Source organism: Ammoniphilus sp. CFH 90114 (assembly GCF_004123195.1).
GTDB lineage: Bacteria > Bacillota > Bacilli > Aneurinibacillales > RAOX-1 > YIM-78166.
This window is the reverse complement of record NZ_SDLI01000004.1, coordinates 369,104-394,032: the sequence shown is the minus strand read 5'-3', so window position 1 is coordinate 394,032 and position 24,929 is coordinate 369,104. Positions and strand designations below refer to the sequence as shown.

General features: G+C 42.1%; 31 protein-coding genes. 19 read left to right on the top strand and 12 right to left on the bottom strand.

The window, feature by feature from the left end:
• Positions 1-85 precede the first annotated feature (85 nt).
• The 4 genes from EIZ39_RS12205 to EIZ39_RS12190 all read left to right on the top strand — a co-directional run bounded on the left by EIZ39_RS12205 (position 86) and on the right by EIZ39_RS12190 (position 2,503).
• On the top strand, positions 86-889 hold the full coding sequence (locus tag EIZ39_RS12205) for a MotA/TolQ/ExbB proton channel family protein (protein ID WP_129200235.1): 804 nt from the start codon (positions 86-88) through the stop codon (positions 887-889).
• Positions 886-1,647 (top strand): flagellar motor protein MotS, encoded by a 762-nt coding sequence (motS, locus tag EIZ39_RS12200; RefSeq protein WP_129200234.1) that lies wholly within the window; start codon positions 886-888, stop codon positions 1,645-1,647. The genes EIZ39_RS12205 and motS overlap by 4 nt, the downstream gene beginning before the upstream one ends.
• Before the next feature lie 119 nt (positions 1,648-1,766).
• Positions 1,767-2,186: a LysM peptidoglycan-binding domain-containing protein gene (locus EIZ39_RS12195; RefSeq protein ID WP_129200233.1), complete on the top strand. Its 420-nt coding sequence runs from the start codon at positions 1,767-1,769 to the stop codon at positions 2,184-2,186.
• 104 nt (positions 2,187-2,290) lie between these two features.
• Complete coding sequence (locus EIZ39_RS12190; protein ID WP_129200232.1) at positions 2,291-2,503, top strand: hypothetical protein; 213 nt, start codon at positions 2,291-2,293, stop codon at positions 2,501-2,503.
• 50 nt (positions 2,504-2,553) lie between these two features.
• On the opposite strand, the gene EIZ39_RS26620 is transcribed toward EIZ39_RS12190, so the two are convergent.
• Positions 2,554-2,718: a hypothetical protein gene (locus EIZ39_RS26620; protein ID WP_164985063.1), complete on the bottom strand. Its 165-nt coding sequence runs from the start codon at positions 2,716-2,718 to the stop codon at positions 2,554-2,556.
• 234 nt (positions 2,719-2,952) lie between these two features.
• On the opposite strand from EIZ39_RS26620, the gene EIZ39_RS12185 reads away from it, so the two are divergent.
• Together EIZ39_RS12185 and EIZ39_RS12180 are read left to right on the top strand one after the other, a co-directional pair.
• Positions 2,953-3,822: a CvfB family protein gene (locus EIZ39_RS12185; RefSeq protein WP_129200286.1), complete on the top strand. Its 870-nt coding sequence runs from the start codon at positions 2,953-2,955 to the stop codon at positions 3,820-3,822.
• A 47-nt stretch (positions 3,823-3,869) separates the two neighbouring features.
• A complete protein-coding gene (locus EIZ39_RS12180; protein WP_129200231.1) occupies positions 3,870-4,589 on the top strand; it encodes a YetF domain-containing protein in 720 nt (239 codons plus the stop codon).
• 53 nt (positions 4,590-4,642) lie between these two features.
• Here the strand turns inward: EIZ39_RS12180 and EIZ39_RS12175 are convergent, their stop codons facing one another.
• Positions 4,643-5,479 (bottom strand): hypothetical protein, encoded by an 837-nt coding sequence (locus tag EIZ39_RS12175; RefSeq protein WP_129200230.1) that lies wholly within the window; start codon positions 5,477-5,479, stop codon positions 4,643-4,645.
• A 187-nt stretch (positions 5,480-5,666) separates the two neighbouring features.
• Here EIZ39_RS12175 and EIZ39_RS12170 point away from each other — a divergent pair, with 187 nt between their 5' ends.
• From EIZ39_RS12170 to EIZ39_RS12160, 3 genes are all read left to right on the top strand, one after another.
• Positions 5,667-6,191, top strand: coding sequence for a hypothetical protein (locus EIZ39_RS12170; protein ID WP_164985061.1), 525 nt, complete (start codon positions 5,667-5,669; stop codon positions 6,189-6,191).
• Between the two features lie 95 nt (positions 6,192-6,286).
• On the top strand, positions 6,287-6,934 hold the full coding sequence (gene nth / locus EIZ39_RS12165) for an endonuclease III (protein ID WP_129200228.1): 648 nt from the start codon (positions 6,287-6,289) through the stop codon (positions 6,932-6,934).
• A 151-nt stretch (positions 6,935-7,085) separates the two neighbouring features.
• Positions 7,086-8,213 carry a hypothetical protein gene (locus EIZ39_RS12160; protein WP_129200227.1) on the top strand — a complete coding sequence of 376 codons (1,128 nt, stop codon included), beginning with the start codon at positions 7,086-7,088 and terminating at the stop codon, positions 8,211-8,213.
• Positions 8,214-8,474: 261 nt separating this feature from the next.
• Here EIZ39_RS12160 and EIZ39_RS12155 read toward each other — a convergent pair whose 3' ends face one another.
• The 3 genes from EIZ39_RS12155 to EIZ39_RS12145 all read right to left on the bottom strand — a co-directional run bounded on the left by EIZ39_RS12155 (position 8,475) and on the right by EIZ39_RS12145 (position 11,078).
• Positions 8,475-8,705, bottom strand: coding sequence for a hypothetical protein (locus EIZ39_RS12155; protein ID WP_129200226.1), 231 nt, complete (start codon positions 8,703-8,705; stop codon positions 8,475-8,477).
• Positions 8,706-8,777: 72 nt separating this feature from the next.
• Positions 8,778-10,835, bottom strand: coding sequence for a peptidoglycan D,D-transpeptidase FtsI family protein (locus tag EIZ39_RS12150; RefSeq protein WP_129200225.1), 2,058 nt, complete (start codon positions 10,833-10,835; stop codon positions 8,778-8,780).
• Positions 10,836-10,871: 36 nt separating this feature from the next.
• On the bottom strand, positions 10,872-11,078 hold the full coding sequence (locus tag EIZ39_RS12145; RefSeq protein ID WP_129200224.1) for a hypothetical protein: 207 nt from the start codon (positions 11,076-11,078) through the stop codon (positions 10,872-10,874).
• Between the two features lie 210 nt (positions 11,079-11,288).
• On the opposite strand from EIZ39_RS12145, the gene EIZ39_RS12140 reads away from it, so the two are divergent.
• Complete coding sequence (locus tag EIZ39_RS12140) at positions 11,289-11,594, top strand: hypothetical protein (RefSeq protein WP_129200223.1); 306 nt, start codon at positions 11,289-11,291, stop codon at positions 11,592-11,594.
• 50 nt (positions 11,595-11,644) lie between these two features.
• Here the strand turns inward: EIZ39_RS12140 and EIZ39_RS12135 are convergent, their stop codons facing one another.
• Entirely contained in the window at positions 11,645-12,397 is a 753-nt protein-coding gene (locus EIZ39_RS12135) for a DUF1385 domain-containing protein (protein ID WP_164985059.1), read from the bottom strand.
• Between the two features lie 144 nt (positions 12,398-12,541).
• On the opposite strand from EIZ39_RS12135, the gene EIZ39_RS12130 reads away from it, so the two are divergent.
• The 4 genes from EIZ39_RS12130 to EIZ39_RS12115 are packed head-to-tail and all read left to right on the top strand — an operon-like array spanning position 12,542 to position 16,352.
• Complete coding sequence (locus EIZ39_RS12130) at positions 12,542-13,774, top strand: nickel-dependent lactate racemase family protein (RefSeq protein WP_129200221.1); 1,233 nt, start codon at positions 12,542-12,544, stop codon at positions 13,772-13,774.
• A 16-nt stretch (positions 13,775-13,790) separates the two neighbouring features.
• Positions 13,791-14,183: a hypothetical protein gene (locus EIZ39_RS12125; RefSeq protein WP_129200220.1), complete on the top strand. Its 393-nt coding sequence runs from the start codon at positions 13,791-13,793 to the stop codon at positions 14,181-14,183.
• A 4-nt stretch (positions 14,184-14,187) separates the two neighbouring features.
• Positions 14,188-14,781: a gluconate 2-dehydrogenase subunit 3 family protein gene (locus EIZ39_RS12120; RefSeq protein WP_129200219.1), complete on the top strand. Its 594-nt coding sequence runs from the start codon at positions 14,188-14,190 to the stop codon at positions 14,779-14,781.
• Positions 14,778-16,352: a GMC family oxidoreductase gene (locus tag EIZ39_RS12115; protein WP_205668545.1), complete on the top strand. Its 1,575-nt coding sequence runs from the start codon at positions 14,778-14,780 to the stop codon at positions 16,350-16,352. The genes EIZ39_RS12120 and EIZ39_RS12115 overlap by 4 nt, the downstream gene beginning before the upstream one ends.
• A gap of 57 nt (positions 16,353-16,409) precedes the next feature.
• Here the strand turns inward: EIZ39_RS12115 and EIZ39_RS12110 are convergent, their stop codons facing one another.
• Both EIZ39_RS12110 and EIZ39_RS12105 read right to left on the bottom strand, forming a co-directional pair.
• On the bottom strand, positions 16,410-16,925 hold the full coding sequence (locus EIZ39_RS12110) for an isoprenylcysteine carboxyl methyltransferase family protein (protein ID WP_240675785.1): 516 nt from the start codon (positions 16,923-16,925) through the stop codon (positions 16,410-16,412).
• Position 16,926: 1 nt separating this feature from the next.
• Positions 16,927-17,979, bottom strand: coding sequence for a type III polyketide synthase (locus tag EIZ39_RS12105; protein WP_129200218.1), 1,053 nt, complete (start codon positions 17,977-17,979; stop codon positions 16,927-16,929).
• Positions 17,980-18,119: 140 nt separating this feature from the next.
• Between EIZ39_RS12105 and pepF the strand changes: the two genes are divergently transcribed.
• Positions 18,120-19,937 (top strand): oligoendopeptidase F, encoded by a 1,818-nt coding sequence (gene pepF / locus EIZ39_RS12100; protein WP_129200217.1) that lies wholly within the window; start codon positions 18,120-18,122, stop codon positions 19,935-19,937.
• A gap of 65 nt (positions 19,938-20,002) precedes the next feature.
• Here pepF and EIZ39_RS12095 read toward each other — a convergent pair whose 3' ends face one another.
• Together EIZ39_RS12095 and EIZ39_RS12090 are read right to left on the bottom strand one after the other, a co-directional pair.
• Complete coding sequence (locus EIZ39_RS12095) at positions 20,003-20,263, bottom strand: hypothetical protein (RefSeq protein ID WP_129200216.1); 261 nt, start codon at positions 20,261-20,263, stop codon at positions 20,003-20,005.
• Positions 20,264-20,334: 71 nt separating this feature from the next.
• On the bottom strand, positions 20,335-21,507 hold the full coding sequence (locus tag EIZ39_RS12090; RefSeq protein WP_129200215.1) for an MFS transporter: 1,173 nt from the start codon (positions 21,505-21,507) through the stop codon (positions 20,335-20,337).
• 91 nt (positions 21,508-21,598) lie between these two features.
• On the opposite strand from EIZ39_RS12090, the gene EIZ39_RS12085 reads away from it, so the two are divergent.
• Together EIZ39_RS12085 and EIZ39_RS12080 are read left to right on the top strand one after the other, a co-directional pair.
• A complete protein-coding gene (locus EIZ39_RS12085) occupies positions 21,599-22,237 on the top strand; it encodes a cell wall hydrolase (protein ID WP_129200214.1) in 639 nt (212 codons plus the stop codon).
• 132 nt (positions 22,238-22,369) lie between these two features.
• Entirely contained in the window at positions 22,370-22,654 is a 285-nt protein-coding gene (locus EIZ39_RS12080) for an NAD/NADP transhydrogenase alpha subunit (RefSeq protein WP_129200213.1), read from the top strand.
• A 26-nt stretch (positions 22,655-22,680) separates the two neighbouring features.
• Here EIZ39_RS12080 and EIZ39_RS12075 read toward each other — a convergent pair whose 3' ends face one another.
• Positions 22,681-23,271: a rhomboid family intramembrane serine protease gene (locus tag EIZ39_RS12075; RefSeq protein ID WP_129200212.1), complete on the bottom strand. Its 591-nt coding sequence runs from the start codon at positions 23,269-23,271 to the stop codon at positions 22,681-22,683.
• A 224-nt stretch (positions 23,272-23,495) separates the two neighbouring features.
• On the opposite strand from EIZ39_RS12075, the gene EIZ39_RS27520 reads away from it, so the two are divergent.
• Positions 23,496-23,630: a hypothetical protein gene (locus tag EIZ39_RS27520; protein ID WP_255433927.1), complete on the top strand. Its 135-nt coding sequence runs from the start codon at positions 23,496-23,498 to the stop codon at positions 23,628-23,630.
• A gap of 122 nt (positions 23,631-23,752) precedes the next feature.
• Here the strand turns inward: EIZ39_RS27520 and EIZ39_RS12070 are convergent, their stop codons facing one another.
• Positions 23,753-23,944 (bottom strand): hypothetical protein, encoded by a 192-nt coding sequence (locus EIZ39_RS12070; protein WP_129200211.1) that lies wholly within the window; start codon positions 23,942-23,944, stop codon positions 23,753-23,755.
• A gap of 205 nt (positions 23,945-24,149) precedes the next feature.
• On the opposite strand from EIZ39_RS12070, the gene prpE reads away from it, so the two are divergent.
• On the top strand, positions 24,150-24,899 hold the full coding sequence (gene prpE / locus EIZ39_RS12065; RefSeq protein ID WP_240675784.1) for a bis(5'-nucleosyl)-tetraphosphatase PrpE: 750 nt from the start codon (positions 24,150-24,152) through the stop codon (positions 24,897-24,899).
• Positions 24,900-24,929 lie beyond the last annotated feature (30 nt).

Here is a 24,929-nt window from a genome sequence, read left to right as displayed (position 1 = left end):
CTCAAGAAAATGTCGTATTCTGCCGATTTAATTGATAGGAGTTATGGTATGATGATAGGGTAACTCACCACAGGGAGAGAGAAAGATGCAAAAGAAAGATATAGCCACCATATCCGGTCTTGCGGCTGGAGTCGTGATACTCGTAGCCTCCATTTTAGTAGCCGGTGGTTTAGCTGGTGCAACAGGATTCATTGATATTCCTTCTGTACTCATTGTTTTCGGGGGAACGATTTGTTCTATGCTTATATCCTTTCAACTTGACGGAATGAAAAAGATGTTTCCGATCATGAAAAAGGTATTCACTTCAAGACAATATAATTTAAGCAAGCTTGTTGATGATTTTGTTCGCTTGGCATCTACAGCTAGGAGAGAGGGCTTGCTGGCTCTAGAGGATCAATTGGAAGAGATGCAAGATGATTTCATCAAAAAAGGGATTACACTTGCTGTTGACGGTACAGAGCAAGATGCATTACGAGGGATCTTAGATGCTGAGATCATGGCTTTAGAGGATCGACATGGTAGAGGTAGAGCAATGTTTGATAAGGCTGGTGAATTGGCGCCGGCATGGGGGATGATCGGTACACTGATTGGATTGGTCTTAATGCTGCGGAACTTAAGTGATCCAGCTAGTCTAGGCCCTAGCATGGCGGTAGCCATGATAACGACCTTCTATGGTTCTGTATTAGCGAACTTTATCTTTATTCCGATAGCGAATAAGCTTGCACAAAATACGGAAGAAGAGGTCTTTGTCAAACAAGTTATGATAGAGGGAATCATTGGGATTACTTCTGGAATTAATCCTAAGGTATTGGAGGAAAAGTTGACCTCCTATCTGCCTCCAGAAGCCAGAAAGAAACCAGAGGAAGTAAAAGGAGCGGAAGAGGAATGAGGAGGAAAAAGAAGGACCCCCCCAAAGGCGCTCCTATGTGGATGACGACTTTCTCTGATTTGATGACTCTTATTCTCGTTTTTTTCGTTCTCTTGTTTGCCTTCTCTGAACTCGACGCCAAGAAGTTTCGGGCTTTCCTGGAGTCTTTCACGAATAACGCTCCCTTTGAATACAATCAGTCCATTATAGAGTTTGATACTCAAGGGAAAATGGTTAGAGGAGAAGAAGTTAAGGAAGAACCTAATGACCAAACCGGACAAGCTACTTCTGTTTCAGAGCAACAGATCCAAAAGAGAAATCAGGAGCAGCTAGACGAAATAACAAAGAAAGTACAGGAGTTTCTTAAAGAGAATCAGCTCGAGACTAACGTACAAGCTTCAAGAACCCCGCTTGGAGTGGAATTGATATTACAGGACGGTCTACTATTTCGCTCAGGGGAAGCAGAGATTTTACCGAACGGTGTTCCTTTTCTGAATAAGCTAGCTGAATTGTTCCAGACCCTTCCAAATCAAATTATCGTCGAAGGCCATACAGACAACCAGCCTATCTCTAATTTAGTATTCCCATCTAATTGGGAACTATCCGCTGCTCGTTCCAGTAGGGTTGTCCGTTTCTTCATTGAACGACATAAATTAAAACCAGACCGATTTGTTGCGATGGGTTATGCAGATACAAGGCCTGTCACAGGTAATGGGACACCTGAGGGACGACAGAAGAATCGCAGGGTAGTCATTGCCATTGCAGGCTTAGAGAAATAATAGTTTTGAGCCACACAGTTGCTAAAAGCTGATGTGGTTTTTTTATTCTACCAATTTTAATCATATCTCCCTTTTCTTGCACATATAGTAGCATTACAAAAGCAAGAGGGGGAACCGATATGCAGATTCGCTTCTATTCTGAATGGGACAAGCAGGAGAACGGCCAACCTCAACATGAATTGGCACAAGGAACGAATCACCAGACTAGGATTCTTAAGCTTTGGGAAACCAATAAAGGAATGCTCTTTATATTATCACTTAGCATTTTATGCGTATTCTGGTTAAGCTATTTCCTGTTTGCAGATATTGAAGGACAAGCTACATTTATGAATCAGAAAACAGCAGGATCTAAACAAGCTATATCCGTTGCGACACCAGAATCCATCCTATATACAGTCAAGCCAGGGGATACATTGTGGGGAATCGCAGGACAGTATTATCCGGAACGAACACGTGAGGAAGCGGTACAAATGATTAAAGAAAAAAATAGACTTTCCGGGACAACGATTCATGCAGGGCAATCGATCTTACTTCCATAATTGAGAACGAATCGAATATCTACCTTTTCAAAAAGTTTTCGTAGTTTCATCATTCTAGTAGTATAATAGAATTGGAGAGAAATCTAGAATGAGGGGGACCTGAGATGCAGGCTAAAGAGATTATGCAAGATGGCCTATCTGCACAAGGGATTAAACTAGAAGTGGTTGGAGATGCAATTTATCGATTTTCTCAATTCCAATGTGAATGGATGGTCCCTCAGCATATTATTGATCGGATGCTTAACCATGATGTTGATAAAACGGTTGATTATATAACATGCAAGCTTTTCTATGTTGTAAGGAGAATAGAGGAATAGGAAGAAGGGGATATCAGCCTTAACTGCTGTATCCCCTTCTTTTTCTATGTTTAGATTTTTTCTAAGGCATGTTCCCAGGAAGGAAAATAAAATAAAGCGTTCCTCATGAGTTTAGGATGTTTCTCCTTTACCTTTTTCTTAGAGAGGGGCTCGCCGTTATCCTTCAGTTGTCTTAATTTGAAAAGCACATCTTCCATCTTCATATCCGCTTGCATCTACTTCACTCCTTTAGAAAATATAGTGAGGACTGTCATTAGAGGCAATGTCTTAATGTTATTATAGTAAAAATTTTTATAATAATCAAATTTTACGACAAATTATGCTGAGATGTAATTCAAATAAAGCAGTTGACTTTTTGTCTTTTTCCCAATAAGCTATCTTTTTGACTCATAAATTCTGGCTAGATGTAAAGAATTTAACAAAGATGGCATGGTGGATACGAAGGAGTGATGAAAATGGTGCAGGCTGGTCAGATGGCTACACTAGAGGTGGCACGTAAAGCTCAGTTTGGTTACTTTTTAACGGATGGAGAGAATGATATTCTGCTCCATAAGAACGAGGCAGCCAAAGAGCTGTCGGAGGGACAGAAGGTCTCCGTGTTTTTATATATGGATCATGAGGAACGTCTAGCGGCTACAATGAAGGAGTCGAAGATCGTTTTTGGCCAATTCACTTGGCTTGAAGTATCCGATGTGAATCGCAAGATGGGTGTATTTTTAGATATGGGCATTCAGAAGGAATTACTATTATCTAAAGATGATTTGCCGCAGGATAGAGCTGCATGGCCACTTAAAGGGGACCGCGTATTTGTAGGGTTAAAATACGATAAGAAAGGAAGACTTCTAGCCAAATTAGGGTTGGATGTTGAGCTTGCAGAGCTCGAACAGCCAGCTGGAAAAGATATGCTTCATAAGAGCGTTAGCGGATATGTTTACCGTGTAATTGCCCTAGGCGCATTCTTCTTTACGGAAGAGAATCATATTGCCTTCGTGCATCGTGATGATATGTTAGGACCTATTCGTTTAGGACAAAAGGTGACAGCAAGAGTAAAGAGTATTCGAGACGATGGTCGAATTAATGCAACACAGAACCCACCTAAGGCAGTAGCCTACCAAGAGGATGCGGAGATCATTTATCAAATCCTTCAAGATCGCGGAGGTGCCATGCCTTTCTCCGACCAGACCGATCCTGAAACGATCCGCCAAAAGTTTGGCATTAGTAAAGCAGCATTTAAACGGGCACTTGGTAAGCTGATGAAAGAGAATAAAATATATCAAGAAGATGGATGGACATATTTAGCTACAATTAAGCAAAACTAAGACGAAAGCTATAAAGGCAAACTCATCCTAGAAGGGAGCACTAGCGTATGGACTTCTGGCAGGGAGATGCGCACATGCCCATCCTAGGTTTTGTCATTCGGGCAACCGTTGCATACCTGTTTCTATTTAGTTTGATAAAGTTCTTAGGACAAAGAACGCTTAGCAATTTGCAAGCACAAGACTTCTTGTTTGCCATCGTTATAGGGGATGTGATTGGAGATCCCTTAGTGAATCAGGAAACTAGCCTCTCAGGGCCGCTTGCCGTAGCGTTAACCCTCACGTTTATTCATTATATTACGACTTTCCTGGCTTTGAAATCGGCTCGTTTTCGCCGGTTTGTAGATGAGGAGCCGAGATTGCTCGTGTCACGAGGGAAGATTCTAAGGGGAATGATGAAAAAGACGAAGGTCACACTAGACATGCTCTTGATGTCTGCGAGGATGAATAATGTTATGAAACTCTCGGATATTGAATTGGCCATTCTTGAGCCTAACGGAGAGATCAGCATTATTACCAAGGCGCAGGCAAATCCTGTGACCCTAAGGGACTTAGACCTTCCTATCTCGGAGGTTAAGATGCCTTCTGTGCTTATAGAGGATGGGAATATTGTGAATCGTAATCTAGAGCATCATAACCTCTCTATTGGCTGGCTGGAGAATCAACTTGAAGAACAAGGCATTAAATCAGCTAAGGATGTGTTTTTGGCGCTACTCGAAGGGGACGGTTCTCTTTATGTGAGCACAAAGGAAGAGCCATATAGGCGTTGAGCTTGTCCTATAAAAGAATGAATAAATAGGGGAGTGGGCGAAACCGACCAAGCCTAGAGGCCTTGGGAGATGTCTTTCCACTTCTTCATTTTTTTTACAGGAGTCCAGTCCGCATGTTTGATCGGTACAGAAAGAAGTCCAAGTGTCCTTTGAACAATCCGGCGGAAAGCAACATTCGTTTTAACCAAGTCTATGAAGGGTTCTCTTTCTAAATCAAAGCTTTTGGACAACAATTGAAGCATATGTGCTTGCCACACTTCCTTAGCGGATGAGTTTGTAGCAGGAATATCCGGATAGCGAAAAAAAGATCCATTGTAGGCGAGTGCGCGGTTAAAATAGTAGGCATAGAACTCAACGGGTTTAATCCCACAGCTTAGCTTTAGCTTTTTCTCGCGGTGGGAGGCGATGGAATAAATTTTTTCTGTATGAGTGATATGTTTGAATTGCTGTTCGTCGAATAAGGTGAGCCATACTTGACATTTCGCCCCTTCCATAGGACCAAGCATAGCAGGCAGCGCCCCATACTTGGTCATATAGGCCGCATATATAATATCGGTATCCTGTAACTTTCCTTTAAGATTAATGACAATATCGTTTAGTTTTGGGTTTAGGCTGTACTTGTACTTTAGCTGTGCTAAGCAGATATTTGAGCCATAGCTTAAGATGGGATACCTTTCCTCAATAGGACAGACATTTTGTTCCTTTAAAAATTGAGCTACAGTCATGGTTCTTCCATTGAAATCTATAAATAGCTGAGAGGGATCGCCAGATCCCATAATTGGATAGGCTTTACCTTTCATATAGATAAAGGAATGTTTTGGCGTTGGTCCCGGATAGATATCAGGATGATCATACGGTGACAAATGAAGAGGCTTATTGAAAGTGTACATGTGTTGAACCTCCCATCACGCTCATTTTTTCATCCTATGCGGTCAGTATGAATTGTGTGATGTATACAACACAGATTTCTTCCATGACAAAAGTAGAAGAAACAAGTGCTGTTTCGTCAAAGGATTCGACACTCCAAAAATAGAAATGGGATGATAAGGAATAAATCGGGAGGGGAAATTACATCGTATGAAAAACATGAAGCAAATGCATCAGTTAACAAGTGCTGCTTTACGGTTTGTTCAGGACGTTAACGATTATGTGAAGACTAGGGGTTACATTTTGCTCCAAGAGGAACCCATCATTCACTTGAAAACGGAAGAGCGCCTGTCGATGACGATAACACAACCGATATACGTGGCCGCTAGTGACATTGAGATGAATGTCTCTGCCTATCTTGAAGAAGGTGATTTAGATGAAATCGTAGTGGAGTCGACTTTTGAATGTTTACTTGGTGAGTTTTTAGATGTTCAGGAGATCTATGCTCACTTAAAACAGATTCGAAATGAACGTACAAACCACTTCTTTATTTGTGTCCGAGGTTCCCAAGAAGAAGGGTTTTGCGATGAGGAAATTTCGGTTATTATCCGTAAAAAGCACAATGTAAGAAATGATAATACGTTTGAGCAGTGGGATGACTTGATCCGCATGTTCCAGAAGGGGCAGGACCAATCCAAACCCTTGTTGCCTTATAATCCGGAAGTTACACCGTAGAGTCCCAAGACTCTACGGTTCTTTTGTGTTTCTGGAAAAGTTAGCGCTTGGCGTTGAGCTAAGTTTTCTAGTATCATTAGGGGGGTGATTTCATAATGAATAAGAAAAATATGCTGAGAATATTAGACACACTTAAGGATATGTACCCGGATGCCCATTGCGAGCTCAACCATGAGAATGCCTTTGAATTAACGATTGCAGTGCTGCTTAGTGCTCAATGTACAGATAAGAAGGTCAATCAGGTGACGGAAAAATTGTTCCAAAAATACAAGACTCCCTGGGATTATCTGTCTGTTCCGCTAGAGGAACTAGAGCAGGATATCAAACAGATTGGTCTCTTTCGCAGTAAGGCCAAAAATATTCAAAAGCTGTGTAAGGTTTTAATAGATGAACATCAAGGAGAAATCCCGCGTGAGCATGAGCAACTGACGAAGCTTGCGGGAGTGGGAAGAAAGACCGCTAATGTCGTTGTTTCCAATGCCTTCGGTGTTCCTGCCATTGCGGTAGATACTCATGTAGAGCGGGTAAGTAAACGATTAGGGGTTTGCAGGTGGAAGGATAGCGTTTTGGAGGTTGAGAAGACCCTAATGAAAAAGATCCCTAAGGAAGAGTGGACCCAAACTCATCATCGCCTTATCTTCTTTGGTCGCTATCATTGTAAAGCCCAGTCTCCCTCATGCGAAATTTGTCCTCTTACAGACCTGTGTCGAGAAGGGAAAAAACGAATGAAGGATCGGCCATGATTTTTTTGGCTGATCCTTTTATTTTGGTTAATCTCTACTATAGTGATAGAAAACCATGTTCATTCCCCTATGTACATACGCCGTTACCGTCCTTTTATCCAACCAATAGGATATAGCAACTGTGCAATCTAAGTTGGGAGAGGATAATAAAGTGAATCAGCCAGGGAAGTTGTCCAGTGAGGGTTCTAAATTTCAAAAAGCGATAGACACGGTAGGTTATCAACTAATCAAAATGAGTAAAATGAATGAGGCCTTATCATCCATTCCATTAGAGGATAAGAGGAGGCTTTCTCGAAGGCTCCGAAACTTTCATCTCCTTATGGATTGGATGAGGCAGAAGTCAGGTGATCCTGCAGCAGGTCCATTTGTCCATGCGAAAGTTGGGTCGAAAGGGATATTGCTCAATAGAGCGGTTTTAGTTCGGAAACGTAGAGTAAAGCGACAACAAGTTTATCGATTATCCATCAAGGGCAGGATATCCAAGATTATTCACGATCTCAGTAGCCTTCGTATGAGAGTAGCTCTGTTTCTACCTCATACTACTCCAAAGCAAAAAGAATTAACACTCGAGTACATGTCTTCGTTCAACGACTCATTTCATATGGTTACAACCCAAGTAGATTTGCAGTCTTCCCCTCTGAAGAAGAAGTTTGGTAACAAGGTTCCGGTAGCGAAAGATAGAGTAGGGGCAACTATGTCACCTCATAGCAAAAAAACTATCCCAGCCCCTCAAAAATTATCGACAAAGATTATGGTTAAGAAGGATTCTATAAGAAAGATGCCATCTCCAACACAGAAAGTCACAATCCAGAGCCCTGTAAAAAAAATAGTAAAGCAAAAATTAGAAAAGGCAAAAATAGAGATAGAGGGGCCAAAATTTAAAAAAGCCAAAGTAGAGAGACCAAAACTTGAAAAACCAAAAATAGAAAAACCAAAATTAGAAAAACCAAAATTAGAAAAACCTAAAGTTGTTAAACCGAAAATAGAACCTATGAAGATAGAACGACCTAGAATAAATAGATCAAAAGTGCAACAACGCCTACTAGAACCAAAAAGCATTAGAATGAATCCGAAAGTGACCATAGAAAAGAAAATGAAGAAGTTAAAACCCAAAGTCATGCCTACCCCAAAGGCAATTCCTGAATCAGATTTAAAAACAAATCCCATTTTAGAAAGGCCTTTTGATGAGCCATTGGAGAATGAACCAAACCTAAGCGATGAAAATGAATCGGATCATACGGACACACAAACGCTGGAAGAATTTATCGATGCTTTATAAGAAGATAGGCCAAGGAAATCGGAGGTTGTCGATTTTCTTGGCTTAAATTAACCGGAGAAATTTCCTTTATGTTCGAAAATGATTTGTTCCAGCTTAGAATAACGGGAATATTTTCTCTTATGAATAATAAATCCGAACAGAATACCTATTTTTGACCAAATAACGGAAAAAACTCCGGTTATTTTCGCCTTTTTTGATGCATTAGGGAAAATAGCCGGAATTTCTCCGCTTATGAGATGGCGCCTACCGCCGCCATCCCTATTAGATCTTCTTAAAGTTTTCGATGATTTCCTCGTACTCTTCCTCGCGTCCTTCAAAACGGTCTGGTGTAAAGTGATGCTCCACCCAATTCATTAATTCAGGGCGACTGTGGAAGATATGTTTATCTTCTCCCCATTCCGTAGTAATTTCTCTTACCTCGATCTTGGTTCCTTTCGTTTCGGCTACAATCATATTCCACTTATCTTGTTTAAAAATTTCGTGCTTTGCCATGAGTGTCGACGTCCTTCCTGAAATAAAAGTTGCAATTAGTTTTCCCTGACAGTGAGATCTCTCCCCAAGCAATTATTGGGCTGGTGTAGTGGGTTCAATCTCTACAGGACCTGGAGGCATCCTTGGTTGGTCGCCTAATCCTATATACTTATCATAAATATCAAACAGCCCGCGGGCAATATAGGATGCAGAATTTGTTCCTCTCCCACCTTCGGGTACCACAACAGCGATGGCCAGCTTTGGTTTCTCCGCTGGGGCGAAGGCAATGAAAGTTGCATTCTCTACTCGTCGATCCTTTTTCCATTTACCATCTTCGTATTCTACATACATGTCTTGCTCTGATGTCCCCGTCTTCGAGGCCACTGAATAGGGGAATCCTTGGAAAGGTACTACCGCTGTACCACCCGGTCGGGTTACCATTTTCATACCGTCAATGACGACTTTCCAGTACAAGTCTGGAATTTCGATTTCACTGAGTACCTCAGGCTCAACTACTTTGATTTCGTCTTTACTCTCAATTCGGTCTACAATCTGTGGTCGAAGCCGCTTCCCTTTATTTGCGAGTGTAGCCGTATATTGCGCCATTTGCATGGTGGTATATCGTTCTTGTTGCCCGAAGGAGGCTTGAACAAGTCCCGCTAGAGCACTAATTCGTTTACTTGTATCCACATAGTCTTCTAGCCCTTTACTCTCGAAGGGTAATTTAACTCCTGTTTGAATCCCCATTCCAAAGTGGTGGTGGTAACGTTGGAAGGTCTGTACTGAGTTGCCCTTGCTAACTAAGTTCTCCGCAATCCTTGCCATGTAGGTGTTCGATGACTTCTGGAGAGAGATCTGCGGGGTGAGCCATCCAAGGTCACGCCTGTTAGCGTTCGTGATGGAGTCTGTTCCTCGACCATAACGGTACACAACAGGATCTCGCCAGCGATCATAAGGAGAAATAATTTTTTCATTTAGCCCCATTAGAACGGTCAAAGGCTTCACGGTTGACCCCATGGGAACCATGGAGCTTGGATGACGTTCAGATTCCTTTAATGGTTTAGGTCTGGCATCGTAAGGAGCAGAACGAATCGTTCCATTATTGATAGAGAATTGAATATCGTTATACACCTCCTGATCGACTCCACGAATCCAGACATTCGGATCGTAATCCGGATGACTGACGATGGCTGCAATTTTTCCTGTTTCCGTTTCAATGGCTACAGCATAGGCATTTTTTACTTGTCTTGTATCCGTATGAGCATTGGGTCTTTGTCGTAATTCTTTGATATAATTAGCCACGAACTGTTGAGCTTCCTTCTGTACTCGTTCATCAAAGGTCAAATATAGGTTGTTTCCTGGTGTTGGCTTGGTAACGGAAACCTCTTCTAAGAGAGTGCCGCGAGCATTGACGAGCAGTTTCTTTGCCCCATTCTGTCCAGCTAGAATGTCCTCGTAACTAAATTCAACACCGTCCATACCAACATACTGATTCGGGAGATAAGTTTCTTTTCTCTGTTTATAGTAGTTTTCAGTAGCTCTAGCCGTTTCCGCCACAGCATAGGGACGAACGAAACCAATGGTCTGAACGGCAATGCGATTCTCGCCTTCTCGATAGAAACGGACGGGCTTGACGACGACATCAATCCCTTTTAGAACGGTCCGTTGTTCAGAAAGAATGGAGATTTCGTAATCCTTCAAGTCAAATTTAAGGTCTTTTTCAAGGAATTTTGGGTCTTTTCTTATGACACGTTCTCCCTCTGCATTATATCCCGTATCCATCTTTTTCAAGACTTCGTCTACAGGCAATTGCAAGACAGGGGAAACCTGATTCGCTAAATAGAGAATGTAATCCTTCGTCATCCAGTCTTCTTCCCGAAACACGGCCGTGTAGGAAACCTTGTTGTCTACAAGGATTTCACCGTTCTTATCGAGAATTTTTCCTCGGGGAGCGGCAATTGGGATGGTCTGAATGGATTTTTCTGTGGCGATTTTTAGATACTCTTCCCCTTTGGCAATCTGTACGATAGACAAGCGAAAAATCAAGGCAGCAAAGAAAATAAATACAATCGTAAAAAGTAACTGAATCCGGCGAGAAATGAGTGTTTGCTGTTGCTTCTTTTTCTCCTCATTATTGTAGTTGTATATCATATTGAAATCCTCTTTCTATTCCCACGGTAGTTTCCTTTACAACTCGCTGTACCATAAGGCAAATCCTACGAGAATGTAGACAGCTGCAAGAATATTTAACGTTTTCCAACGTTTCGCAGCTAGTTGTTCCGGCTCCTTAAATCCCTTTTTCCTTAATCTTTCTATTACCCAACGTCGGTAAGGAGGGAAGGTGTTGACGGCAAGGAGCAACAATCCTAAAATGATCCAAAACCAATTACCCATTGGAATAAGATACCTCCTTCTTCTTCTCGTTCTTATCCATATAGCATACCCCAAATATTTATTCTATCAGATTTCACTTCAAGATGCTCTAGTGTCCTAATAGGCTGAAAAAAGGAAAAAAGGGCGAATTAGACCAAGGGTTTCTTGCATAGTATATAAGACCAAAACCTTAGGAGCTATGAGGAAATTCAATTAGAGGGTGAGAGGATTATGAAGACGAAGGTTCGTTTCAAGAAGGGAGACATGGTCAGGGTCATAAATCCTAACAATCATTTCTTTGACGAAGTGGCAGAAATCCTCATGTTTGACGAATTCACCAATAAGTACCTCCTGCAATTTAACAATGGCTATAAGTGTGAAATGTACCATTATGATCTCGTAAAGTATTTGTCCCATAAAGAACAAAGAGCTCTGCAAAAAGCCCATCTATTCCAACTAGCAGACTTGGCGCTGAATGTGAACGATCGAGATTGGTTTGAGAGAATTACGAAAAGATTAAAGGACTTCAAAGAATAGTAAATGAGCCGAAGGGTCTACATGCAATTGTAGACCCTTCTTTGCAATTTTTAGATTTCAACCCACTCTGTTTCCCGAATAACCCGCTCTCGTTCTTCTTTTAAGAGCTGTTCCTTTTTCCTTTCTTCTTCCTGCCGAATTTCCTCTAGCAGTATAGATTCACTCACGGGTTCTTTTCTAATCAGACTTATATACGAGAGCAGGGCAACTTTTAATTGAGCTTCGTTTGGTTCGATCGTTGTAACCGTCCTCTGAAGAAAGGCCGAGATAGGGAAAAAGACCTTTGTATCTAAAGGTATGAGCCATCTCGGGATCAACCAAACTCCTGCTAAGCCAAGAAGAGCTGCCCCATTACCGCCTAAGGGATAGAACCCTAGAAGAAACAGGAGATAAAAAATAACAACCCCATTGGTAGAGCAATGACGATTGACGATGTTGCACCTGCGAATTTCATTAAGGGAGCGATACGTCTTGAGTCCTTGGTGACTAAATACTTTGTGTTCAGCACCATGGTACTGCTTTAGTGTATACGGAAAAATAAAATGATAACCGAATGCTGCAAGCGGAATCCAGAACAATGGATAACCCGGTTGTAACGCAATCCATAAGAACAGACCGATCATACCAATTAAGAAATATAGTGGAATTGTAAACAAGGTTCGTTTGATAAAGAAGACAAGCCCTGGAAAATCGAAAGGCAACACTTTCGTCTGTATATCCCCATTCTGATCTATCATCGCATGAGCGATATGATCCTTATCCATATAGAAGATTCCCTTTGGATAAGACATGCCTCTAATCATATGGATTCTCCTATACATATATTTTTTTCTATGTATAGTTTATCATGCTTTCCGTCTTTTTTCACATCATTGAACGGATGATAGTTAAGTGTTTACTTTGAGTTCAGTGTGGAAAAAATGGTTACTAAAAAAGTGGAGATGCCCATGAATTATACAATTGGTTACGGCAAGGGTTCGATTCAATTTTCACTACCTGAAGGAACGGATGCCCATGAAATTAATTATGACAGCGAGTCGCGTGGCGAGGAGATGGATTGGATCCGTCAAGCCTTAGAGAATCCTATAGAGAGTCCTCTTTTGAGAGAACTAGCAAAGGGGAAACAGAGTGCCGTCATTCTCATTAGCGATGCCAGTCGATTATCCCCAAGCTATAAATTTCTTCCCTCTCTACTCGAAGCGTTAAGAGAAGGTGGGCTATCGAATGCGCAGATTCGTATTGTAGTTGCCTTAGGGATGCATCGTAAGCAAACAGAGAGGGAATTAAAACAATTAGTCGGGGAGGAGATCTATCAGTCTATAGAGGTGATCAATCATTCTGCATTGCCTGAGGACTGTGTCCATTTAGGAACAACTGCACTTGGTACGCCTGTGGAGATCTTTAGACCGGTCGTGGAGGCTGAGCTTAGAATTGCTACGGGAAATATGGAGCCTCATGGGTTGGCCGGCTTATCAGGGGGAGTCAAAGCACTCATGCCTGGTGTTTCTTCCCAACGCAGTATTCAGCACAATCACTCCTTCTCGATAAAGTGGAAGTCGCAGCCAGGGAACCCTGAGAACCCGATTCGAAAAGATATGGAAGAAACGTTAAAGTTTTTGCCCGTTCAGTTTCTATTGAATACGATCGTGAACCACCGTCGTGAAATTCTTCATGCAGTGGGAGGTGATGTTCTAAAAGCGCATCGAACCCTTGTGGAAAAGGCAAAACAAATCTTTCTGGTTCCGATCCAAAAAAAATACGATGCCGTCATTGTATCTACAGGCGGACACCCCAAGGATATGCAGCTTTATCAAGCAGTTAAGACACTTCAAAATGCATCTAAAGTTGTAAAGCCTGGGGGGAGAATTCTTCTGGTTGCTGAATGCAAAGAAATGTTTGGGAATGGTCTTTTTCAATACTGGGTGGAAACGGTTCAAGACTCAAGTCGAATTGCAGAAATGATGAAGGAGCAATTCGTCTTAGGGGCTCACAAGGTTTCCCACATAGATGAAGTGCTAAAGCAGCATGAGGTTTATTTATACTCTGAAATTCCGGAGAGTACGGCTGAGCTTATCGGTTTTAAACCGGTGGAGGATTTGCAAGCTTGTGTCAATCAGTTCAGTCAATACGGGTCACTTGCTATCATGCCTTTTGGTGCCTTGACTTTTCCGGTGACTTAAGTAAGGAGGTTAGAAGATGTATTGGAACGGTTGGCCATTGGAGAGAGTAGGGATATTATTTGTCAGTTTAGCGTTCCTTATGATAGGAATACAAGTTACTTTGTTTCATTACCGGCAGAACTTTCATCATAAGGCCATGTGGATCCCCGTTTTGTTTGCTCCATTATTTTTTATTGTTGGGAGCGTGTTCACTTTTTACAATGTAGGGTGGGTTTCAACCCTTTTTTTCTGGTTAATGTGGCTAGGGTTAATTGATGGGCTTATTGGTTTCTATTATCACTTTCGGGGTGTTGGCATTCGGGTGGGAGGTTGGGCCCTGCGTAATTTTTTGATTGGTCCGCCCATCATTCTTCCGCTCATGTTTACGGCGCTAAGTGGTCTAGGGCTTATTGTTATGTATTGGAGGTAGCCGGATGGAGAAGGAAACGCACTACCCCACTTATGATGTGATGCAAGAGAAAGATCATTGGGATGATCATACAAGATCCATCGTTCAATCCAGGTGGGTCAGAAGCTGGGATTATCAATTCCTCATCTTAGAGGAGGTTGAAATGGTTCATGCCATATGTGCTCATCTAGCTGGAGACACGAGGGAAGAGCTCATCTCTTTCGTTGTTCGGCACATAGACGAATCGCTTCATCATTCTCCAGGAGAAGGACAAAGAAAAATAGGAGTACCCAAGGCTCAGATCCTGATTAGGGAGGGTCTGCGAGCTTTAAATGAGTCTTGCCGAAAAGTTTATCTGTTGTCTTTTATACAATTGGATCATAAGAAACAAGGATATATATTAGATTTAGTAAGCAGAGCCCAAGCCCCTGACGTCCCCGAATGGAGGGGACTGCCTCAAGTGGAATGGTTTAAGAAGCTATTAAGCTGGACGATAGAAGCCTATTATTCTCATCCGCAGGTGTGGTCCGAAATGGGGTACGGCGGCCCGGCATACCCAAGGGGATATGTCAGAACACAGCTTGGTCAGTTGGATCCCTGGGAGGCGCAACCAAAATGATGAAACGAAGGTACGAAAACGACGAAGTAGATGTCGTAATCGTAGGGGCTGGAGCTGCAGGTGGTGTTCTAGCGAAAGAACTAAGCGAAGCTGGGTTAAAGGTCGTTGTTTTCGATGCCGGTCCAAAGCGTGATCCACAAAAGGACTTTGCTAGTGATGAGCTCGCGATGAAAAACTTAGGATGGCAAGAAACAAGGATCGTAGATGGACAGGATCCCTTGACAATGGGACACAACAACAGTGGTCGAGGAGTTGGGGGAGGAACGGTACATTTTACGGGTGTCTTTCTACGCTTTCATGATGTGGATTTTAAAGCGAGAAGCTGGGACGGCGTGGCCGAAGATTGGCCTATCTCCTATGAAGATCTTGCTCCTTATTATGATCGAATTGAAAAGGAGATTGCGGTTTCTGGTCCCAAGCATTTCCCATGGGGGAACTACCACGGGCCCTATCCCTATCCGGAACGGGAACCGTTGAGTCCGAATGCTTATATGTTTATGAACGGATGCGATAAGCTAGGAATTGAGAGCGTGGTCCCCCCACTTGCCATCCTCTCGGCTCCTTTTGAAGGACGTCCGCCTTGTATTAATAGAGGCTTCTGTAATCAAGGGTGTATGCCTGATGCGAAATTCAGTACGCTTATCGTTCATATTCCGAAAGCCATTCAAGCTGGGGCAGAGATCCTAGCAGATTGTACAGTCACACAAGTACTCATGGGAAAAGATGGCCGGGCTCAGGGTGTTGAGTTTGTGCACGAGGGTACGACATACTCCCAAAAAGCCAAACTTGTCATTTTATCGGCTTATGTGGTGGAGACCCCTCGTTTATTGCTCCATTCCGCCAATTCAAGCTTCCCAGATGGACTAGCTAATAGCAGCGGGTGGGTAGGGAAGGCCTTCATGACCCATAGCAGCCATGATGTGTATGGAAAATTTGACCATGAAATTCGACTTTACAAGGGGACCCCAGTCCTTGCGACCACACAAGCCTTTTACCGAACCAATGAGAACCATTCATTTGTAAGGGGATACACCCTTCATGCTCATGGTGCTAGACCAGTAGAGTTTGTGAATGGCATTTCAAAGTCTTCTGAAGGGTTGCTCTGGGGGGAGAAACTAAGGGAGAAGGTGCTTGATTACAATTATTACGGTCGAATTACCTTGGTCGGTGAAGTACTTCCTAATGAGAATAATACGATTACACTAGCGGATGAGAAAGATGAATACGGTGTTCCCCGAGCCAAGGTTACCTTCAGTTATGGAGAAAATGATCAAAGTCTCATCTCTCATGCCGTCGGGAAGATGGGGGATATTATCCAAGCTGCAGGCGGTAAAGTCGAGTTTGTTGTACCAGATACAGCTCATTTAATGGGGGGATGTAGAATGGGCGACGACCCGTTCCAGTCTGTGGTGAATTCCTATGGTCAGTCCCACGATATCGATAATTTATTCATCTGTGATGCGAGTGTATTTGTCACATCAGGTGCTGGCAATCCAACGAATACAGTGATGGCTATCGCTTTAAGGACGGCAGATTATATTAAAGAGAAGATGAAGCGGTTGGAGTTGTAAAACGGTGAGGAGCCACAAATAAGCGAACAATGCCGAACCTGTGGCCCTACCGTACCCTTACTCCTTATTCATTCCCAACGCTCTTTCCTCAACAGGTATGCGAACCATCTTCAAGAAGGTGAAATTAACCAGTGTCCATAAAAAGGCCGTATAATAAGCCCCGAATAGTACAGGGATGGCAATGAACTCCGTCATTACGATCCAATAGTTAGGATGCTTTAACCAGCGATAAGGTCCTTTCTTTACCAACTCGCTTTCCGGAAGGATGTAGATCCGTGTATTCCAATAGGGACCAAGAGATCGAATGCACCAGTATCGTAAGACTTGGGTTCCCATGAATAGAGCAAACGGAAGTATCCACCAGCCTGGAGGGGTCGCCTCAAGTACCCCGCCTTCTATTAATAGGCTTGTTAGAAATCCAACATGGATCATCACAATATATTTGTAATGCTCACGGCCAACCTCGTAGCCTCCTCTTGCGAGCATCCACCGGGCATTCCTCTTGGCTAACCATAGCTCTCCCAGCCGTTGGGTAATTAATAAGGAGAAAAGAATGACAAAAAATGTACTCACGTTATATTCCCTCCAGTAATAGCATTTCTGCACTAAAACCGGGTCCTAACGCAGAAACTAAGCCGACCTCTCCTGGGGAGATGATTTTCTCTGTAAAAAATTGGTTCAATACATGCAGAACGGTACAGGAAGACATGTTACCATTCTGACGAAGAACTTGCTCCGCCACACGGAGCTTCCCATCGGGCAACTCCAAGGCTTCGCGATATGCTTCAAGAACTTTTCTCCCGCCTGGGTGAAAGATGTAGTGCTGTGGTTCTTGTACTTTATTCTCCTGAAGGAAGTCCAACAGGTCCGGAACTGTCTTTTCTTTTACAATGGTCGGGATATCACGGCTAAATATGACATGAAAGCCTGAAGAAGAGATGTCCCAACCCATCACATCGAGTGTATCCGGCCATAGCATGCTCCTTGTGGTTCGAATTTGCAACCGACCTTCAGACCGGTATTGATCTCCTCCCACGATGACAGCCGCAGCACCATCTGCAAACAGAGAGGTGGCAACCAGATTGCTCTTGGTAATATCATTACGCTGAAAGGTAAGGCCGCATAACTCTACAGCAACTAAGGCAACAATCTCTTCTGGGTGTCCTAAAGCATAATCAAAGGTGCGGGAAAGACCAACAGCCCCTCCTGCACAGCCTAATCCCCAGATGGGGGTTCGTTTCGTATGCGGGCTTGCTCCAAGTTGGTTGAAGAGGAGGGCATCGATACTGGGTGTAGCGACTCCTGTAGTGGAAACAAAGACAAGATGATGGATATCTTTCATATCTAAACCGGCATTTTTCAATGCATTGCTCAAGGCTTGTCCACCTAAAGCCGTAGCATTTTCAATGTACAACTCGTTTTTCTCTTTGAACTGATGACCTTCTTTAAACCAGTCGATAGGTACACAGAAATGTCGTGTATCAATCCCGGTATTCTCAAAGATGGTCAACAGTCGATCAATATCGGCAAAAACGTCGGAAAACATGTCGCGAACAAATGGTTTTACATCAGCTTGTTGAAAGGTATAAGGAGGTTGTGCTGTTCCTGTACTCAGAATGTATGGCATGGACTTCCCCCATTTCAGTTTCCTAGAAGAATAAGGTTATTATTACCAAAATGGTTAAAAATTATCGCACGCACGGAAATACTATGGTAAGCTTTACCTGTTAATATCAATCAACCATAATCCTTGAAGGAGGTCTAACAATGGAACAAGTTCCAAAGAGAAAATTACCGGTACGAGAAGAGATTGATTCTTCTTTTAAGTGGATTTTGGAAGATATTTATCAAAATGATGGGGAATGGGAAGCAGAGTTCTCCCAAGTGAAGGAGCAGCTTCCTGGACTCGCGAAATATAAAGGAAAGTTAGGGGAGTCACCCCAAGAACTATTACAATGCCTGAAGCTCAAGAGTGAGATCAGCCTCTTGATGGAGCGGTTATTCGTTTACGCCCGTATGCGTCGAGATGAGAACAATACGAATGGGAAGTATCAGGCGTTAACCGATCGTGCTTCGAGTCTAAGTGTTCAAGTGGGCAGCGCGAGTTCTTTTATTGTCCCTGAGATCTTATCCATTCCAGAAGAGCACTTGATAGGCTTCCTTAAGGAAGAAAAAGAGTTGGCTTTATACGATTTCTATCTTAAAGAATTGCTCCGTCAGAAGTCGCATGTCTTGTCTGCTGAACAGGAAGAACTGTTAGCTCAAGCGGGGGAATTGGCCGGCGCACCTGGAAATATATTTAGAATGTTGAATAACGCAGATCTCAAGTTTCCAAAGATTAAGGATGAAGATGGAGATGAGGTTGAACTGACTCATGGTCGTTATATTCAGTTCATGGAATCGCCTGACCGTCGAGTGAGAGAAGAAGCCTTCAAAGCGATGTATGATACTTACCGGAAAAACAAGAACACCTTCGCGGCCACCTTAAACTCTAGTGTGAAAAAGGATGTTTTCTATTCCCGCGTAAGAAAGTATGAATCCGCCCTTAAGTCATCCTTAGATGATGATAATATCCCTGTCGAAGTGTACGATAATTTAATTCAGACTGTGCGCAGCAACTTGCCTGTTTTCTACCGTTATGTCGATCTACGTAAAAAGATGCTTGAGCTTGACGAATTGCATATGTACGATATCTATGTTCCTATGGTGAAAGAAGTAGAAATGAAAATGGGGTATAAGCAAGCCTACGAAACCATGATGAAGGGGCTGGCTCCGTTAGGTGAGGAGTACGCCTCATTACTCAGAGAAGCACGGGATCATCGCTGGATCGATGTCTACGAAAATGAAGGAAAGACGAGCGGCGCCTATTCTTGGGGGGCTTACGGTACACATCCATATGTCTTGTTGAATTATCAGGACACCGTGGATAATATGTTTACCTTGGCACATGAGATGGGGCATGCGCTGCACAGTTATTATTCGGATAAGGAGCAACCTTACCTTTATGCTCAATATACGATTTTCGTTGCAGAAGTAGCTTCGACTGTCAATGAGTCCTTACTGATGGATTGGATGCTTAAGAACACCACAGATAAGAAGGAAAAGATGTTCCTCCTCAACCATTACTTAGAACAGTTTAGAGGTACGGTCTTCCGTCAGACCATGTTTGCAGAGTTTGAGAAGATGACCCATGAAAAGGTGGAAAAAGGAGAGGCGCTAACACCGGAAACACTGAGTTCAATGTATTACCAATTAAATAAAGACTACTATGGGGAACAGGTCCATATCGATCAAGACATTGAGATGGAGTGGTCTAGAATTCCTCATTTCTATAACGCTTTTTATGTTTATAAATATGCCACGGGATTCTCGGCTGCTACAGCTTTGTCCCAACAGATCCTGCAAGAGGGGGAACCAGCGGTTGAACGATACCTCAATTTCTTGAAGAGTGGGGGATCAAACTATCCACTAGAACTGCTTAAATCTGCAGGAGTGGATATGACTACTCCTGAACCTATTCAAAGCGCACTTGACGTATTCAGGCGACTATTGGATGAATTAGAATCATTAGTAAATGAAGCGTAAAAATAATAAGCATAAGCCCCAAGGATAATTTCTGGGTCTTATGCTTAATTATTGGGTATCTATGATTATTTGATCCTGGACCAGCCGTTTTTTTCTTTATAGAGAGCGGTTTTACATCTGGTACAACGATAGCGGGTAACCCAAGGTTCCATCGTATTTTCTTCTTTACATCTAGGGCACTTAGAGGAGTTTATGGGAACTTTCAATCGAAAAAGAATAAATAATACCGCGGCAATAAACAGGTAATAGGAGTAAAGAAACCCAAGCGGAATCATACATAAGGATAGTAGAATTAGGACGAAAGAAACAGGCTTTCTCTGAATCATAGATCATCCCTCCTTACCTATTTATATGGTAAAGCCGTCCAATTCATGATTCGATAAGGAGTTAATATTCCTTACGTCCTGCTTAACAGCCAGATCCCTACGGGCATAAAACAGGCTAATGCAATCATGATGTAATAGGCTGGCCCTAAACCAAAATCAAACCCAATGATCATGATAAAGAAGAAGCTGATACGTCCTAAGCTAATAGCAAACTCTCGAAAAACCAGCCTTTGCAGCATCCTGCTGAAACCATCTTCCTTATGAGTAGTATTAGTTCTGGCGATTTGGGCATAGTGCAGGGATTTTGCAGGGATCCACATCATAGGTAAAGCAATAGACACGATGAGGTTAAAGAGAATAAACCAGGGAGCAGCCGATAAAAACAGCGTTAAGGTTACCATGATGGAGCTAATCATGCCCATGCCAAGAATGATTTCTCGATTGGACTGTTTAAGTGACTTACCTATTAACCAATACATCACAGCGCTAATGGCTCCGAATACAAAGTTCCAAGAACCTAGCTGAGATTCGTTCTGTAGGAAAAAGAAAAAGAACAATCCATAGGACATCTGAACAAAGGAAAAATAAAAGCCGTAAGCCGCTGAGGTAAAACCCATCTTTGCCATTTCTTCATTTTCAGCTAGAAAAAAATAACGCTTTTGATACTTTTCAGTCATCTTCATGCTAGGTATGAATGCGCTGAAAAGAAACTGAAGGATGAGCAAAGCAATAATGATAAAAAAAGTGTGGCTGTATCCCTGACTGGTAATGAATAAGCCAGCACAAAGAGGCGTGATCAATTGCGCAACCGTAGCGATAGTCGACTCCATGCCAATTAAGTACGAACGGTTTTGTGGGTCCGACAGCTGTAAGATATGTAGGTTAAAACCGATATAAAAGAGACCTACATATCCACCATATAATAGACCTAACACAGGCAATAAGGTTTGAGATGCTTGCCCTGCATGAAATAAATATAGAAAAAGCCCTAGAGCCAGGATAGAGGAAATCATAAAAGTCGATCTCGTGCCGAGTAGATGCAGCAGGTAAGCGCCTGCTAAAGAGGCAATGAAGATGGATGCCACAGAAAACAGATTAAAGACCCCAATAGCCCAAAATGATTGACCACGATCCCAGAGAAAAATGTTCATAAAAAGGTTGGCAAATGAGAAAATGATGCAGAAAATGAGCTGAACAGAAAATAACGATTGAAGTGGTGTAAAGAATGAATTGCGCGTAAGCATAGACTCGTCCTCCTCTTCCACATGTATATTCCTTTTTAGAACTGGAAATGTTAGGTAGGGAAGATATGGAAAGGATCTTGAGGAGGAATCTATGTTAAAAAAGTGGTTGTTATCAATTCCTTTATTTACGTCTGTGTTTGCTGTTATTTCGTGTCTATTTATTGGACAAGCAAACGCGGTAGAATCGATAGTTTATAAGGTTGAAAAAGGGGATACCCTCTGGCGCATATCGAAAATTACAGGGGTAAATGTAGACCAGTTAAAGAAGGCTAACCGGCTATCAAGCGATTTCATACGTGATGGAGACAAGCTGATAATACCTAGAGACAATAACGTGAATTCTAAAAGAGCAATCAAATTTACAAAAAAAGATTATGATTGGTTTGTACGAATTATTGAAGCAGAAGCAGGAGGAGAATCCTTCGAAGGTAAGGTAGCCGTAGGAAGTGTAGTATTAAATCGTGTTTTGCACAAAGATTATCCTGGGACCATAACAGGAGTTATCTTTCATAAAGTAAAGCATGTGTATCAATTCTCTCCAGTTGCAGACGGCAGAATCCATAAAGTAAAACCTTCAAAAGACTCCTATCGAGCAGCTCAGGAAGCATTACGTGGATTAGATCCCACTTCAGGAGCCCTGTTTTTTTACAACCCACATACGGCAAGAAGCCAATGGATTCGTACGCGAGTGGTTGTAGCCGAGATAGGAAGGCACAACTTTGCCCATTAAGGGAATTTCCTTCATTTTAGCTACCGTTGATGGATAACGGAAATTTTTCTGCCTATTTTTATTGAGATCCATCTATTATTCATTAAGTAAAATATGGTACAATAGGCAACATGATTTATAGGAGGTCTGGATATGAAATGTATTAGTGTGTATACGAAGGACTTTGAAGTGTTTTCTGATATCTATGAAAGAATTCTGGAATTAAACTTAGATGACAATGAAGAAACTGAAATTGACGGAATCACCGTTGGGGATGCAGGTGAGATTCCGGATGATTACATTGAGAAGATGCGACAAAAGCCTGAAGTGGCTGTTATGCGCATTAAGAAGCAAGGCGTGATCATTCTTCAGCATGGAGAAGTATTCGAAATTCTTATTCCTACGGAAGAGGACGAAGAAGCAGAAGAAACAGCGTAAAAGACCCTTATATAAGGGTCTTTTTTTTAACGTCTCATAAGTATAAACCCAAGTAGATATCCCGTTGCTAAACCTCCTAGATGGCCTGTAATACTAATTCCGGGCAGGAAGGTTAATACAACCCCGATGACAAGGATAGGAAGGATGGTCTGTCTGGAGTAGTAATCCATTAAGTCGCGTCGATACATTGATAAATAAGCAAACATGCCGTAGACTCCGAATATGGCCCCTGAGGCACCGGCTGCAAGCACAGCTGAAGAGAAGAAAAGAGTCATAATAAAGCCTACTAGTCCGGAACCTAAATATAAGATAAGATAACGGAATTTGCCGAGCATCACTTCTAGCCCGGGGGCAAAGATCAGAATGGCGAAACAATTGAAAAGCAGATGCTCCCAACCAATATGAATAAAAATTGGGGCAAATAATCGATATAAATCTCCTTGTAAAACAAAGGGCTTATAATAAGCGCCAAATTGGACTAAAGTGTTTGGATTGGTTGATCCGCCTGCTATAGTCATCAATAAAAATACGATAATGTTTAAAGAAATGAAAAGGGAAGTCAATGGGTATCTCTTTAAGTACGTTCTCCAGTTTTCGTTGCGGTAAAACCAAGACATGTTTAGGCTCCTTTCTAACGGAGTGACCGTTACTCATCCTTTTATTATACCTTATATCTCTTATGGAGGAATCATCCCCTTTAACCCCTTATTGATGTGTACTTCTGCCTTAATTAAAAATAATTCTAATCTAATATTGAATTTAATCAAAGAATCGGTATAATATTACTATGAGCATAGTGATAACATATAAAAAAGTTTAGCTTTGAAGGAGCGAATGGATTATGGCAAAGCTGAGACTAAAAAATAGAGAATTAAGTTCACCTGAATATCTAAAGAAATTACAGGATCTGCAGAAGGAATCTGGGAAGATGAAGCGTTCCACAAAGCTTAAGGGTTCCGTAGCCGCAACAGAATAACTCATCTAAAGGAAAAGAAGATAGCCTACGGCTTCTTCTTTTTTTAATATTTTCTACCTGGCAAGAAGATGAAAAAGTCCAGTTGTTAAAACTGGACTAGTCAGAAGTAATTACTATGTAATTTAATGATAAGGTTCGAATTCCACCTCTTCTTCCAGTATTTCACGCAAGTGTGGGGTAATTTCATTAATTCCCTTTTCTTGTAATCCAAGACGTGTACAAATCTGATTAAATTGAGCGACCTTATCTTCAATCTTACGGGATCGCTGCTTCTCAATCTCTGCTAAAATGATGTCTTCCATGGACCCATTCAAGACGTCTAGTCTCCCTTCGCCCTTGTTTGCTAAAGAATGTTCATGGTTAGGATAGCTAGATCAAAGATGAATTATTCTTGACTCTAATGCCTTGCAAGCTCATTATAATGGGTGGAAGAGTCTCTTGAAAAGTAGAATTTTTTTTTCCTCTTTTTGGGTATAATAGGCTAAACAGAGTTCGGGTTGAATAGGAGGTGAGACAAGGGTGAATACCAAATCTATTCGTAACGTGGATATTATCGGCGATATTCATGGATGCTACGACGAGTTGATCTTACTTTTAGATAAGCTTGGTTATAAGAATCAAGAAGGCCTCTATCGTCATTCAGATAATCGGATGCTTGTGTTTGTGGGTGACCTTTGTGATCGAGGCCCTAAGAGTCTCGCTGTATTGGAGTTAGTGAAAAAACTAGTAGAAGCGAAGCTGGCTTATCACTGCCCTGGGAATCATGATGATAAGCTGCTGAGATGGTGTCAAGGCAGAAGGGTTCAAGTCAAGCATGGGTTGGAAACTACGGTCGAAGAAATAGAAAAAACGGAAGATCCAACAGGAACTCGCCGTTGGATTGAAGAGTATATCAAGAGCCTTCCCTTATACCTTCAATTTGATCAGGGAGAATTAGTCGTTGTGCATGCAGGGATTCGGGCAGATATGATTGGCTCTAATCATAAGAGGCTAAGGGATATATGTTTATATGGATTTCCTACAGGTAATCTGGATAAGCATGGCTTACCCGAAAGAGATCCGGTTATTAAGCATTACAAGGGGAGGGCCTTGCTGGTACATGGACATACTCCTGTTCATCAGCCCCTATGGGAACAAAACGTGATCAATATTGACACGGGTTGTGTTTTTGGTGGCGAATTAACTTGTTTTCGCTATCCCGAGAAGTCGTTTGTTGCTGTCAAGGCTTTGAAGATTTATGGCGAAAGTAAGCGATTTCAGTTGAAATAAAGGTTCCTCTCTCATTCTATTGTGGTATAA

What these genes read in the sequence shown, in the direction of transcription:
- EIZ39_RS12205 (WP_129200235.1), top strand. Translation starts at nt 86, where the DNA reads ATGCAAAAGAAAGATATAGCCACCATATCCGGTCTTGCGGCTGGAGTC.
- motS (WP_129200234.1), top strand. Translation starts at nt 886, where the DNA reads ATGAGGAGGAAAAAGAAGGACCCCCCCAAAGGCGCTCCTATGTGGATG.
- EIZ39_RS12195 (WP_129200233.1), top strand. Translation starts at nt 1,767, where the DNA reads ATGCAGATTCGCTTCTATTCTGAATGGGACAAGCAGGAGAACGGCCAA.
- EIZ39_RS12190 (WP_129200232.1), top strand. Translation starts at nt 2,291, where the DNA reads ATGCAGGCTAAAGAGATTATGCAAGATGGCCTATCTGCACAAGGGATT.
- EIZ39_RS26620 (WP_164985063.1), bottom strand. Translation starts at nt 2,718, where the DNA reads ATGCAAGCGGATATGAAGATGGAAGATGTGCTTTTCAAATTAAGACAA.
- EIZ39_RS12185 (WP_129200286.1), top strand. Translation starts at nt 2,953, where the DNA reads ATGAAAATGGTGCAGGCTGGTCAGATGGCTACACTAGAGGTGGCACGT.
- EIZ39_RS12180 (WP_129200231.1), top strand. Translation starts at nt 3,870, where the DNA reads ATGGACTTCTGGCAGGGAGATGCGCACATGCCCATCCTAGGTTTTGTC.
- EIZ39_RS12175 (WP_129200230.1), bottom strand. Translation starts at nt 5,479, where the DNA reads ATGTACACTTTCAATAAGCCTCTTCATTTGTCACCGTATGATCATCCT.
- EIZ39_RS12170 (WP_164985061.1), top strand. Translation starts at nt 5,667, where the DNA reads ATGAAAAACATGAAGCAAATGCATCAGTTAACAAGTGCTGCTTTACGG.
- nth (WP_129200228.1), top strand. Translation starts at nt 6,287, where the DNA reads ATGAATAAGAAAAATATGCTGAGAATATTAGACACACTTAAGGATATG.
- EIZ39_RS12155 (WP_129200226.1), bottom strand. Translation starts at nt 8,705, where the DNA reads ATGGCAAAGCACGAAATTTTTAAACAAGATAAGTGGAATATGATTGTA.
- EIZ39_RS12150 (WP_129200225.1), bottom strand. Translation starts at nt 10,835, where the DNA reads ATGATATACAACTACAATAATGAGGAGAAAAAGAAGCAACAGCAAACA.
- EIZ39_RS12145 (WP_129200224.1), bottom strand. Translation starts at nt 11,078, where the DNA reads ATGGGTAATTGGTTTTGGATCATTTTAGGATTGTTGCTCCTTGCCGTC.
- EIZ39_RS12140 (WP_129200223.1), top strand. Translation starts at nt 11,289, where the DNA reads ATGAAGACGAAGGTTCGTTTCAAGAAGGGAGACATGGTCAGGGTCATA.
- EIZ39_RS12135 (WP_164985059.1), bottom strand. Translation starts at nt 12,397, where the DNA reads ATGATTAGAGGCATGTCTTATCCAAAGGGAATCTTCTATATGGATAAG.
- EIZ39_RS12130 (WP_129200221.1), top strand. Translation starts at nt 12,542, where the DNA reads ATGAATTATACAATTGGTTACGGCAAGGGTTCGATTCAATTTTCACTA.
- EIZ39_RS12125 (WP_129200220.1), top strand. Translation starts at nt 13,791, where the DNA reads ATGTATTGGAACGGTTGGCCATTGGAGAGAGTAGGGATATTATTTGTC.
- EIZ39_RS12120 (WP_129200219.1), top strand. Translation starts at nt 14,188, where the DNA reads ATGGAGAAGGAAACGCACTACCCCACTTATGATGTGATGCAAGAGAAA.
- EIZ39_RS12115 (WP_205668545.1), top strand. Translation starts at nt 14,778, where the DNA reads ATGATGAAACGAAGGTACGAAAACGACGAAGTAGATGTCGTAATCGTA.
- EIZ39_RS12105 (WP_129200218.1), bottom strand. Translation starts at nt 17,979, where the DNA reads ATGCCATACATTCTGAGTACAGGAACAGCACAACCTCCTTATACCTTT.
- pepF (WP_129200217.1), top strand. Translation starts at nt 18,120, where the DNA reads ATGGAACAAGTTCCAAAGAGAAAATTACCGGTACGAGAAGAGATTGAT.
- EIZ39_RS12095 (WP_129200216.1), bottom strand. Translation starts at nt 20,263, where the DNA reads ATGATTCAGAGAAAGCCTGTTTCTTTCGTCCTAATTCTACTATCCTTA.
- EIZ39_RS12090 (WP_129200215.1), bottom strand. Translation starts at nt 21,507, where the DNA reads ATGCTTACGCGCAATTCATTCTTTACACCACTTCAATCGTTATTTTCT.
- EIZ39_RS12085 (WP_129200214.1), top strand. Translation starts at nt 21,599, where the DNA reads ATGTTAAAAAAGTGGTTGTTATCAATTCCTTTATTTACGTCTGTGTTT.
- EIZ39_RS12080 (WP_129200213.1), top strand. Translation starts at nt 22,370, where the DNA reads ATGAAATGTATTAGTGTGTATACGAAGGACTTTGAAGTGTTTTCTGAT.
- EIZ39_RS12075 (WP_129200212.1), bottom strand. Translation starts at nt 23,271, where the DNA reads ATGTCTTGGTTTTACCGCAACGAAAACTGGAGAACGTACTTAAAGAGA.
- EIZ39_RS27520 (WP_255433927.1), top strand. Translation starts at nt 23,496, where the DNA reads ATGGCAAAGCTGAGACTAAAAAATAGAGAATTAAGTTCACCTGAATAT.